Origin of the sequence: Alysiella sp. (assembly GCF_030525755.1) — a bacterium.
Lineage (GTDB): Bacteria > Pseudomonadota > Gammaproteobacteria > Burkholderiales > Neisseriaceae > Simonsiella.
In genome coordinates, this window is sequence record NZ_JAUNEC010000054.1 from 1 (window position 1) to 11,328 (window position 11,328).

Here is an 11,328-nt window from a genome sequence, read left to right on the forward strand (position 1 = left end):
GCGATTTGGCTGTACATTTTTTTAAATCCTTTGTTGAAAGATTTTTTTGGGGAATGTGGTTTCAGGCTGCCTGAAAAATGTGGATTAAACTCACAATTCATTAAATGATAAAATAAAAATACCTAATTTTTCAGCATATTCTAAAATGGGCTGTTGATGCGTTTTCGGTACAACAATGATGCCGTAGTCATCGCCACCACTGGCAATGTCCAGCAAAGTGAACGCTGAACAGGCTTCCAATTTGCGGCAAACCACGCCCATATCATTGCCACACTCAGCAAAATCTATTTGAAACGGTTGATGAATTTGCAAACTGATGAATTTGCTTAATTGTTCAGCATCAAATTTCCAATCATCGTGATAACACGGTAACGCCAAACGCAAAGCATGGCAATACAATTCATCTGCGTGATATTCATCAAGATGCGCCAAATCGTCTTCCAGCCAAATACCTTCGTCCAACAATTTTTGTGCAAAAGCGGCACGATTATGTTGAATATCATCATGGTCTTGAAGTAAAACTTGGCGGCTTTCATCGTCTAAATCATGATTGAAATTCAATAAATCAATCAGTTTTGTCCAATCATCATTTTGCCTATTTGGATTTAGGGGAACGTAGCGATGCAAATACTTTGTCCATTTTTGCCACATATTCATGCCATATTTCCTTTTTTATTGAAAAATGCGCTTTCAGGCTGCCTGAAAATCAAATACCCATTACAAATTATGGTATGTTCATTTGTAGTGCTTTCCATTGGGGTTACTATATACAAGGTAATGAAATAAACAGCCCAAGACAAAACAACGTGCAGCAGTAATTGATTTAAAATTTTTCCTTAACACAACAGACCTTTACCCAAAGGATAAAGGTCTGTCAAAATAAATCATGATTTGTTGATAGTGCTATCAGAGGTATGCGTTGGCTTGACTCCCAATAATTTCAAACCACCTGACATAACTTCTCGGAATACAGGTCCAGCTACTGTACCACCATAAAAACCTTTACCGCTTGGTTCATCTATGCTTACTGCTACTATCAAACGTGGGGCTTCTGCTGGTGCAAATCCTACAAAGCTGGCAGTGTATTTGCCTTCTACATATTTACCATTAATGGATTTACGTGCTGTACCTGTTTTACCTGCCACATCATAACCTTCAATTGCACCTGATTGCCCTGTACCACCTTTTTGGGTTACGCTGACCATTAAACGGCGCATTAAACGGGCTGTTTCAGGTTTGATAACAAGCGTACCTTGTGCTTGTCCATATTGTTTGAAAATGGTTGCTGGCATCAACTGTCCATCAGCTGTAAATATGGTATAGGCTTGCGCCATTTGTAACAGATTCACACCTATGGCATAACCATAAGACATTACGGCTTTATCCAATTTACCCCATTTATGTGCAGGTGCCAATGCTACATATTGTTCACCGCCTACGCCCGATTGGGTTTTTCTACCCACACCAACATTTGAATAGTAATCATACATTTGTTGGTTATCATACATCGCGGCAATTTTACTCACACCCACATTAGATGATTTTTGCAAAATACCTTGTGCATCTAAATTGGGATAAAAATGTGTATCTTGAATGATTTTCTTACCAATGGAATAAGGACGGGTATCAAATAATGTGTTGGCATTGATTTTGCCATCATCTAATGCTTTGGCAACAATAAAAGGTTTAATAATTGAACCTGGTTCCATCGTACTGGCAACCGCAAAATTTTTCCATGTTTCAGCCTCAAACGCTGGATAATAGTTGGCATCATAGTCGGGGAAACTGCTCATAGCCAAAATTTCACCTGTTTGTGCGTCCAATACCACAACGCCTCCTGCTTTAGCTTGGAAATGTTGCAATGCTTTACCCAATTCTTCATTTGCCAAACGTTGCATGGCTTCATCAACCGATAACACCAAAGTTTGACCCGATTGGGCAGACACATTTTCTGGTGAATCAAGCAATTCAATCACATTTTGATAACGATCGCGCAAAACAATTTGCTTACCATCAAAACCCGTTAGTGGCTTATTTTGTAATTTTTCCAATCCTTCCAAACCCACACCATTGCTGTTGGCAAAACCTACAATGTGAGAAAACAAGCGCCCCGTTGGATAAGAGCGTTCTGTTGATTCTTCAAAACGCAAAGATGGAATTTTCAAAGCCATCAGCGTATCGGCTTCTTCCAAAGTCAATTTGGTTTTAAAATTCACATAAGTACTGTCTAAATCTTGCAGCTTGGCACGCACTTCGCTTTCAGGCAGCTTTAATAATGCTGCCAACTTGGTAAATTGTGCATCACTGATGACATTCCAATTGATTTCATCGCCTTTTCGTTTAGGTTCATAAATCTTCTTTGGATTAAAAGTAGGCATCTTAATATGACGACTTACTGCCAATACCGCACCATTTCGATCGGTAATCATGCCACGCAAAGCGGGTTCTTTGATGCTGCGAATCAAACGTTCATCACTTTCCTTGCTCAAAATGGCGCTGTTTCGAATTTGACTGAACACACCATAAGCCACCAAAAACACAAAAGCCATACCAATCACAGCTGTCAGCACAGCCAAACGCCCACCGCTGTTTCTCACAACAGCTGCAGTCTTTTTTTCTTCACAAACCATATAAGGCTTGTAATCATTGCGTATCAACATAATCCAACTCTAAACTGCATCAAAATCACCACCAAGTGGCGTTTATTATTTCCTATGGTTCAATCACTTCTTCTGCTTTGGGTTCACGCAAATTCATTTTTTGCGCCGCTTCAGTAACAAATCGCGCATCAGAATGACGGCTGTGTTCATAAAGTAAATCGGCTCGGTCTTGTTTTAAACGGATTTCCTCTTCCTGCCCTTTACCATAAATTTGCGTTTGACGCTTAATGCCCAAACGCAAATCGGTTACATAAAGTGCCGATAAAGTAACCGCAAACAATAACAATAAATTTAATTTGGAAAACATGGCTTCTTCCTGCTGTCCTGATTGATGTGTTCAGGCAGCCTGAAAATCACCGCTCGTCCGCTCTGCCACACGCAATACGGCAGAACGCGCTCTAGGATTGGCAACCACTTCATCATCACTGGGCTTAATCGCCTTGCCGATTGCCAACAAGGGCGGTTGTGGCAAATCGCTGTCGCGCACGGCAGCCCATTTGGGCAAAGGCGCATGGGTGGAATGCGTGCGAATAAACTGTTTTACAATGCGATCTTCCAACGAATGGAATGCGATGACCGCCAACCTGCCCCCCGTTTTGAGCCGCGCGGTAACTTGGGGGAGCGTTTGTTCAATTTCGTCAAGCTCGCGGTTAATGTAGATGCGAATGGCTTGAAACGTGCGCGTGGCTGGGTCTTGCCCGCGCTCGCGAGTACGGACGCATTGCGCCGCAATCTGCGCCAACTGGCGGGTTGTATCAATGGGACTTTCGCCACGTTGCGCCACAATGGCGCGCGCGATTTGGCGACTAAACCGCTCTTCACCATAATTTTTGATTACCTCGTGTATTTCCTGTTCATCGGCTTGGGCAAGCCATTGGGCGGCGGATTGCCCGCGTGTGGTGTCCATGCGCATATCCAGTGGCGCGTCAAAACGGAAACTGAATCCGCGTGAAGCATCGTCAATTTGTGGCGATGAAATACCCAAATCAAACAATGCGCCGTCAATTTTGTCCACGCCCAAATCGTTTAAGGCTGCCTGAAAAGTGGCAAAACCATTGTGTATCACGCTGATGCGCTTGTCGTTTTTTGCCCAATTTTCAGCAACTTCAATGGCTTGCGGGTCTTTATCAAACACAATCAGCCTGCCCCGTTCGCCCAAACGCGACAGCAACAAGTGCGAATGCCCACCGCGCCCAAACGTGCCGTCCACATACACGCCATCGGCTTGCACGTTGAGCGCGTCCACCGTTTCGTGCAACAAAACCGTGATGTGTTGAAAAGTTCTTGTATTCATAACTGCAAATCCGTTTGGCTTAAATCAAAATCCAACTCGTCCGCATCAATAGACAAAGCTTTTTCGGTTTCAGCCAATTTCTGCTCGCGTCCCCACAATTCCAAACGGTTCACGCGACCAACCAGCATCACATCTTTATCAAAATCCACTAAACGGCGCAAATTAACAGGTAAAAGTACACGCCCCGCGTTGTCCACTTCTAAAGTTTCTGCATTGTGCAATAACAAATTTTGATAAAGCTGTAAATTGGGTTTGCCTTTTACATTTAAACGCAAAAGCTGTTGTTCTACTTTTTCCCACTCACATTCAGGGTAAAACAGCAAACGTTCACGGCTGTCCAATGTAACCACCATACGCGCCACGTCTGCATTTCCCGCAGCAAAATCACGCGACAAAACCTCACGGAATTTGGCAGGTACAGCCAAACGCCCTTTGGGATCTATCGTTAGTTCATGAGCACCGCGAAACATTTTTTCAACTTGATTTATCAGAAAATGGGAAAAACCAGTTAAAGTAGCCTGAAACACAATTCAGCCTCATTAACCGAAAACAAAAGACAAATGGCAACACTTTCCACCACTTTGCCCCACATACCTACACTATAAGCAAAAAAAGGCTCATCGTCAAACCAAGCAAGCCACTTCCACCCACCAAAACTGCCTGTTTCTACTGATAAAAATCCCATAAAAAAACTGCCTGAAAACATTCAGGCAGCTTCAAAAATGGCACAAATCAAACCCCAAATACAAAAAAACAAATAAAACAAAGCATGTAAAGCAATAAGGTACAAACCATAAATCACGTTATAATGCGCCAACATCACACCCTTGTTTTACACAATTTAACACCATGCATTCAACTCCAATACCCACACCTTCAAGCGAAGCCATCGCTGCTTCACAACAACTGGAACAATACATCGCCACCGACATCATTGCACAAGGTGGACGCATTGCGTTTTCCCGTTTCATGCAACACGCGCTGTATGCACCCAAGTTGGGCTACTACACAGGTGGCTCACGCAAAATTGGCGCAACAGGCGACTTCATTACCGCCCCCGCACTTACGCCCTTATTTGCCCAAACCCTAGCGATTCAACTGGCACAAATCTTGCCACAAACAGCAGGTAATATTTATGAATTTGGCGCAGGCACAGGCACACTCGCTGCTGACTTACTCAATGCGCTTTCAGGCAGCCTCAAACATTATTTCATCATTGAACTCTCGCCTGATTTAGCACAACGCCAACGTGAATATATTGCACAACACGCCCCTGAAAAACTGTCATCTGTCATATGGCTGAACACACTGCCTGAAAACTTCAACGGCATCATCATCGGCAACGAAGTTTTGGACGCCATGCCTGTAGAACGCATCTTAATGAAAGAAAATGGTGCATATCAACAGGCTTTCGTATGCCACAATGAAAATGGTTTTTTTATTGAATATCAAGATTTAAACCACAATGACTTGTTTCAGGCAGCCCAAACCTATTTCCCTGCACCACAAACGCAAAACTATGTTTCAGAACTGCATCCTGCACAACACGCTTTCATACGCACACTCGCTGAAAAACTCACTTGTGGCAGCATGATATGGCTGGATTATGGCTTTGATGCTGCCCAGTATTATCACCCACAACGCACAGATGGTACACTCATTGGTCATCATCGCCACCACACCACTCACGACCCGTTTTTCCACGTAGGCTTGACCGATTTGACTGCACATGTCAATTTCAGCGACATTGCAGCTGCTGCTTATGAAAGTGGTTTAGATTTAATTGGTTATACCAATCAAGCCACATTTTTATTTAATTTGGGCATTTTGGATTTACTCGCCAAACAGTTTCCTGAAACCAATACCCCCCAATACGTTCAGACAGCCCATGCTGTGAATGTTTTAACTGGGTCGCACGAAATGGGTGAATTGTTCAAAATCATCGCTTTTGGCAAAGACGTGGATGTAGATTGGCTTGGTTTTACACATGGCGATTTATGCCATAAATTGTGATTTTCAGGCAGCATCAATCAGGCTGCCTGAAAATGATTAGGGGCTATTGACGATTTGAGACGTGAAGTTATTTTATAGATAAATGGGTTCAATTCAAGGCAGATAACGTAGCGGATTTACGAAGCCCAAATACAAGCCAATGCGTTTTATTGGCTCGTATTTTCAACGCAAAATGGAACAAATTGAGCGTAAAAACAAGCACGAAACACACCGCTTCGCTGACAATATGGAAAATGATGAATAGATGGAAAACGGTAATTGGGTTCATACCAAATGGTATTTAGGGTAGCATTTTTCAGTTGAATACCCATTTTTCGTCCCACTGTGCAGCACCAATTGAGGTGGTTTTGTCCACGCCTGTTGACACAATATCTCGGCTGTCCCACATCACAATCGGCACACGATAGCCTGCTTGGTTTTTTGGGTCGTGTCCCACTTCATTGCACTGGTCGGACGTAAACACCAAACTTTCACTATGTATTTTAGCTATCATTTTGTCATTATTTTGCAAGTTTTTTGTCATGACAAAAAATGCATAAATGTCTTGCTCTGTATCAGCCAAATGGGATTAATTTGGATGGAGTGGGATAAATTGGGATGGAATTGGTAATGCATGGCGTATCGTATAAATAATTATTAGAATAGAGTTTAGGTATGAATTTGAACTCCGCCAGTTTATTCCCAGTTTCCAATAGAACCAAGATAATTCATTTTGTGGATGAGCAAATAGGTTTGCTATTGTAATTTTCAATACTCAGCAAAGTACCAATTTGCTTTTAATTATAAAGAATCATTTGATTTTCAGAGCAGCATATGCATCAGATTGAATGTCTGATTTTATTGAAATGATTTATAGATAATTTTGGTGGAATGGTAACAAAGAAATAAATGGTGATGAATGTTGTGTAAGGCATCCATATCTCACGGTGAAAACAGTTTTTTTGTGGTTGCTTGCTCGCTGCACATTTAGCACAAATATTTTGTTCTGATTGGGAAATTTCTCCAAAATGGTTGTTATATATAAAAAATAAAGTGTATTAAGTGAGAAATGGAGTACCGTTTGTGGTATGTTATGGTTTGAGTCTGAATGGGAGCCGAGAACGCAAAAAGTATGTGGTATGGCTGTCTGCTGGATTGCTTATTGATCCCCCTTATTGGAATCAAAAACGTACATACCACCATCCTATCCCGAACCCACCACCGAAGATTTTACCGTCGACCATTTACACAACTGTTATATCGAAATGCGATTACTCTTACTCCTGAATAATATCCAAATCTGAATTTAAGAAGCAGTAGCCATTTGCGTGACGGATGTTATTCTCTAAATTCAAATAAATACTTGATTAAAATTAAACTGTAAATATCTTTATTTTTTTAAAAATTTATATTACATGGATAATATATTCTCATAAAATAAATAAATCAAAAATATAAGTACAGATTAAGATAGTCCTATTCCATTCAAATTAAACGATTTAATTATAGAAATACTTACGCCATCAAAAAAATAATTTATCACTTTTATATGGTTGGAATACCTATTAAACCCCTTGCAAACCAAAGTAGATGAAAGTTTTAAAGAACATTGATGCCCAAAGGCCACCTGAAGACTTCAGGTGGCCTAATGCGCCATTCAGGAACAGATTGATACCCATGTCCTTTCAGGTGACCCAAACTTATTTTCAACTGCTACAAGCCCAAGACACCATTGCCACAAACAATCCAAACACACAAACCTTGTATGATTTGCCAAAATGCAGCCTGCATCAGTTCTTTTTATACCCATGCATTTAATGCCATTCAAAATCCATAACTTACCCAAAGACCCATCACCCATCTTTTCGTCTGAAAATATTCAGGTTTTCTCACCGCACGACTGGCAAAAAAATCATAGTGCAAATTCCCACCCACTTTCATTTGCCCACGCACACCAACTGTTGCACCAACCAAAGTCTGCCCCAATAACAATCTTGCCGATTGCCCTGAAACATGTCCCACATCTGCGCCTAAATACAGTTGATGTCCTTGTTTGAAATTCCAGCTTAAGTCATTGCGCCAATACCAACCACGTTCTGCAGCCAAGCTCATTTCGCCATCAAAACCACGCACGGTGTAACGCCCACCAATGGCGATTTTATCTTGTGGTGTTAACGGCGTTTTATTCCATTGTGCTTGAATAGCCGTGTCGTAAGCAAAAGACTGATTGCCGATTTGAAACGGAATATTCACATCCGCATTGGCAGTCCAAATCTTCATGCGCGACGTACCTTCGCCAAACGCTTCTTCGGGCGCACGCAAAGCATCACTCATACCCGTACCGCGTTTATAAGCAATCTTAAATTGAGCCGTGCTGTTACCAATGTATTCTTTATGGCTTAACTCGGCTAACCAACCTGCTGTTCTGCGGCGTTGTACCGTAAGCTCCGCATCGTCAATATAACTCCGTGTTTCGCGTGTCCATAATTTTGCACCGAAATGTGTTTTACGCTGAGCATCACGGTAGATTAAGCGGTTAAAACCCAAATCGGTACTGTAACTTCTGCCATTGTAATCATAGGCGGTACTTAATCCCGCCACAGCTTGATGATAGCGGTAGCCGCTGTGATTCAATGCCCATGTCCATTTACCAAACGGAACAGAATAATGCAGCGCATAATTGTGTGTGCCACCTTTTTTCAGGCTACCTGAAGCATCACCTGCATCGGGAACATGACCAATGGAACGTCCATAGTTCACATAAAACAAATCACTCAATCCCAATGGATTATCCACCGAAAACGTGATATTTCCTTGATATTTTCCTGTCGCTATGGTACCTGAATTATCCAATCCCACATTCAAACGATAAGGCAACAATCTTTGCTGCCACTTTACCAACACCGTGCTTTGATTGGGTACACCGTCCACAGGCACAATTTGAATATCCGCTTCTGCTGTGGGAATGCGTTTCAGATTTTCCAAACCCTGTTCCAAATCACGCAAATTCAAGATGCCGTCTGAACGCATGGGAAATTCATTCTGAAACGCCGCAATGCGTCCAGCATGGGTTTGATTCGCTTGCGACCTATCCACTTCAACGTTTTTAAGATAACCTGCCAACACCGTTAAAACCAGCTTACCGCTGTTTAAGTCCTGTGGCGCAGCCAAAATGCGCGTGGTGGTGTAACCCCGTCCAATCAAAATATTTTGGGCAACCGTCATGATTTGATTGATGTCGCCTGCATTCAAACATTTGCCAGCCTGAAAACCCGTTTGGCGTAAAGCTTGGTTTAAGGCAAATTGAAATATTTGGCTGTGTTCACCGACCAATACCACCTCATTGATGGCAAAACAGGGTTGCTTGTCATCAGCAGTTGCTTGATTCACTGTTTCACGTGCAGTATCTTCATTCAGACGCACATCATGTGCAGATTGCATTGTTTGGCGTAACTGCTCTTGCCGCTGACTGTGCAAAATATCCTGTTGCACACGAATGTCATCAGGATTTAGGGCCGCAAATAAAGTAACAGGCGTCATGATGCCCAGCACAAATACGGATAAAGGCAGCAATTGAATATGAGAAAAATATGATGAACAATATCTCATTGGATAACCACAAAATAAATCAAATCATCAATCGGCATGGAATAGGGACAAATTGCATTAAGTTTGAAATGTCAGAATCTTAAACTGCTTCTCAGAACCTCTATGATACAGAGCACGTACTGTTGTATTGGGAAATAACTGACGTGCAGCTGAGCGCATTTGATGGCTGTGTCCCAATGGCGCAAACCATTGAATCAGCCAAATATTGTCGCCACAGTTCCAATCACTGTTGTCGCATAAATGGCGGTCAGATTCTAAATAATGCGCCTGTGCCACTTCATCAAAATAGGCCCATGAGATATAACCGATTGGTTGAGAACCCTTGCAAAACAAAGCAAATTGCCCGTTTTTTAACACAGGCAACACATACGTCATCATCTCCGCAATATCCACTTGGCGATGCGTCGGCGACTGATACCACAACCAAGTGATGGCACCGAGTGCTTCGCTTTCGTTCCATGGCTCATTGGGAAAGAGCTTGGGGGAGATGATGTTTAGGGGTTCGGTGGTGGACATATTTTGGGGTTGTAATGGGTTGAAACAAAGGGGGAGTAAAGTGATTTTCAGGCTACCTGAAGCCTCATTTTAATGACTGGTTATTGATGCAAAACCATGTGGACATCAAAAATAGGAAAGATATTGATGATAGGCAGCCTGAAGCGTTTCACGGACAATGCGGTTATTTTACGTGGGCAATGAGTTGCCCACCCTACCATTTAACATTTTGTGTTAATTGCACAGGCTACGCTTGCTTGGTATAAAATTTTATTTTTAACAAGGCTAGATATTAACAAGTCATTAATTTTGTCAAAATAAAAATCAATTTCTTTGGTATTTATAGTCTCATCATCCAAAGAAATATTATTAAAGTATTTTTGGTTTATCTCAAAATTTTTGATTTTTGTTTTAACTCCTAAATTATTCATAATATCAATTGAGATAAATAATACTATATTAATTTCAGAACTTGTGTTTTTATTAAAGTACTTAATTTTTTTTGATACCCATAAGCTATTAACTTCACCTACCCAAAATGAAAAAACCATATAAAAATTTTCCGTTTCTTCTTTTAGGTTTATATTAAAATTATTTTCAATAATATTAATTAAATCTTTAAATTTTTTTATATTTTTATCATTTAATGAAAATCCAATTATATTATTAATATAATTAAAATAATATTTCGTTAAGTGCATTTCTTTCCCCTTGGTTTACTATTGGCTTTGTATGACCTTCTCTTTTCTTTATTTAAAGGTAAGTCCACACCATTATTTCTCGCAGTTCTAACACGCTTTGCTTCTACCGCTTCTGCTTTTCCAGTTGTTGTTTGACCTAACTCTTCTATTATCTCCATAATGGCATTTGGGTAAATTTTTTGTACCTTTCTGAGACTATTATGAGCTCGCCTAACTCTACCATTTGTTGGCATTATATCATCCGCATCTGCTTTACCTATTTTTAGCAAGCGTAGGGTGGGCAACTCGTTGCCCACGCGGTTTGATACACGCCGTGTTATTTTATTTTTTTCAGGCTACCTGAAAGCTCATTTTAATCATTAGATTATTGATAAAAAGTTATATCTATATCAAAAACCAAGAAAGATATTGATGATTATAGGCAGCCTGAAAAGGGGTTAGGGGTGTTGTGGTTGTGTTGCGTGGGCAACGAGTTGCCCACCCTACCATTTAACATTTTGTGTTAATTGCACAGGCTACGCTTGCTTTTTCAGCCGTACTTAAATCGGGATTGTTGAGTTTGTCGTTGATGCCATCA

The 11,328-nt window shown here is 41.1% G+C and carries 12 protein-coding genes; 1 reads left to right on the forward strand and 11 read right to left on the reverse strand.

The window, feature by feature from the left end; genetic code table 11:
- Nucleotides 1-90: 90 nt before the first annotated feature.
- The 6 genes from Q4B82_RS08320 to Q4B82_RS08345 all read right to left on the reverse strand — a co-directional run bounded on the left by Q4B82_RS08320 (nt 91) and on the right by Q4B82_RS08345 (nt 4,639).
- A complete protein-coding gene (locus tag Q4B82_RS08320; RefSeq protein ID WP_303065987.1) occupies nt 91-657 on the reverse strand; it encodes a hypothetical protein in 567 nt (188 codons plus the stop codon).
- Nucleotides 658-884: 227 nt separating this feature from the next.
- Nucleotides 885-2,660: a penicillin-binding protein 2 gene (locus Q4B82_RS08325; protein ID WP_303065988.1), complete on the reverse strand. Its 1,776-nt coding sequence runs from the start codon at nt 2,658-2,660 to the stop codon at nt 885-887.
- A gap of 52 nt (nt 2,661-2,712) precedes the next feature.
- Nucleotides 2,713-2,967 (reverse strand): cell division protein FtsN, encoded by a 255-nt coding sequence (locus Q4B82_RS08330; RefSeq protein ID WP_303065989.1) that lies wholly within the window; start codon nt 2,965-2,967, stop codon nt 2,713-2,715.
- A gap of 30 nt (nt 2,968-2,997) precedes the next feature.
- Nucleotides 2,998-3,954, reverse strand: coding sequence for a 16S rRNA (cytosine(1402)-N(4))-methyltransferase RsmH (gene rsmH, locus Q4B82_RS08335; protein WP_303065990.1), 957 nt, complete (start codon nt 3,952-3,954; stop codon nt 2,998-3,000).
- Complete coding sequence (mraZ, locus tag Q4B82_RS08340) at nt 3,951-4,424, reverse strand: division/cell wall cluster transcriptional repressor MraZ (RefSeq protein ID WP_303065991.1); 474 nt, start codon at nt 4,422-4,424, stop codon at nt 3,951-3,953. The genes rsmH and mraZ overlap by 4 nt, the downstream gene beginning before the upstream one ends.
- Before the next feature lie 38 nt (nt 4,425-4,462).
- A complete protein-coding gene (locus Q4B82_RS08345) occupies nt 4,463-4,639 on the reverse strand; it encodes a hypothetical protein (protein ID WP_303065992.1) in 177 nt (58 codons plus the stop codon).
- A gap of 164 nt (nt 4,640-4,803) precedes the next feature.
- Here Q4B82_RS08345 and Q4B82_RS08350 point away from each other — a divergent pair, with 164 nt between their 5' ends.
- Nucleotides 4,804-5,967 (forward strand): class I SAM-dependent methyltransferase, encoded by a 1,164-nt coding sequence (locus tag Q4B82_RS08350; RefSeq protein ID WP_303065993.1) that lies wholly within the window; start codon nt 4,804-4,806, stop codon nt 5,965-5,967.
- A 295-nt stretch (nt 5,968-6,262) separates the two neighbouring features.
- Here Q4B82_RS08350 and Q4B82_RS08355 read toward each other — a convergent pair whose 3' ends face one another.
- The 5 genes from Q4B82_RS08355 to Q4B82_RS08375 form a co-directional block, all read right to left on the reverse strand.
- Nucleotides 6,263-6,490, reverse strand: coding sequence for a hypothetical protein (locus tag Q4B82_RS08355; protein WP_303065994.1), 228 nt, complete (start codon nt 6,488-6,490; stop codon nt 6,263-6,265).
- A gap of 1,280 nt (nt 6,491-7,770) precedes the next feature.
- Entirely contained in the window at nt 7,771-9,555 is a 1,785-nt protein-coding gene (locus Q4B82_RS08360; RefSeq protein WP_303065995.1) for a ShlB/FhaC/HecB family hemolysin secretion/activation protein, read from the reverse strand.
- A gap of 57 nt (nt 9,556-9,612) precedes the next feature.
- Nucleotides 9,613-10,071, reverse strand: a complete 459-nt coding sequence (locus tag Q4B82_RS08365; RefSeq protein ID WP_303065996.1) for a protein-lysine palmitoyltransferase — start codon at nt 10,069-10,071, stop codon at nt 9,613-9,615.
- A 200-nt stretch (nt 10,072-10,271) separates the two neighbouring features.
- Nucleotides 10,272-10,751: a hypothetical protein gene (locus Q4B82_RS08370; RefSeq protein ID WP_303065997.1), complete on the reverse strand. Its 480-nt coding sequence runs from the start codon at nt 10,749-10,751 to the stop codon at nt 10,272-10,274.
- The gene (locus Q4B82_RS08375) at nt 10,742-11,035 is read right to left on the reverse strand and encodes a hypothetical protein (RefSeq protein ID WP_303065998.1); all 294 of its coding nucleotides are present in this window, start codon (nt 11,033-11,035) and stop codon (nt 10,742-10,744) included. The genes Q4B82_RS08370 and Q4B82_RS08375 overlap by 10 nt, the downstream gene beginning before the upstream one ends.
- Nucleotides 11,036-11,328: the final 293 nt, after the last annotated feature.

Coding starts and splice junctions, on each gene's coding strand:
- Q4B82_RS08320 (WP_303065987.1), bottom strand. CDS start 657: ATGAATATGTGGCAAAAATGGACAAAGTATTTGCATCGCTACGTTCCC.
- Q4B82_RS08325 (WP_303065988.1), bottom strand. CDS start 2,660: ATGTTGATACGCAATGATTACAAGCCTTATATGGTTTGTGAAGAAAAA.
- Q4B82_RS08330 (WP_303065989.1), bottom strand. CDS start 2,967: ATGTTTTCCAAATTAAATTTATTGTTATTGTTTGCGGTTACTTTATCG.
- rsmH (WP_303065990.1), bottom strand. CDS start 3,954: ATGAATACAAGAACTTTTCAACACATCACGGTTTTGTTGCACGAAACG.
- mraZ (WP_303065991.1), bottom strand. CDS start 4,424: ATGTTTCGCGGTGCTCATGAACTAACGATAGATCCCAAAGGGCGTTTG.
- Q4B82_RS08345 (WP_303065992.1), bottom strand. CDS start 4,639: ATGGGATTTTTATCAGTAGAAACAGGCAGTTTTGGTGGGTGGAAGTGG.
- Q4B82_RS08350 (WP_303065993.1), top strand. CDS start 4,804: ATGCATTCAACTCCAATACCCACACCTTCAAGCGAAGCCATCGCTGCT.
- Q4B82_RS08355 (WP_303065994.1), bottom strand. CDS start 6,490: ATGACAAAAAACTTGCAAAATAATGACAAAATGATAGCTAAAATACAT.
- Q4B82_RS08360 (WP_303065995.1), bottom strand. CDS start 9,555: ATGAGATATTGTTCATCATATTTTTCTCATATTCAATTGCTGCCTTTA.
- Q4B82_RS08365 (WP_303065996.1), bottom strand. CDS start 10,071: ATGTCCACCACCGAACCCCTAAACATCATCTCCCCCAAGCTCTTTCCC.
- Q4B82_RS08370 (WP_303065997.1), bottom strand. CDS start 10,751: ATGCACTTAACGAAATATTATTTTAATTATATTAATAATATAATTGGA.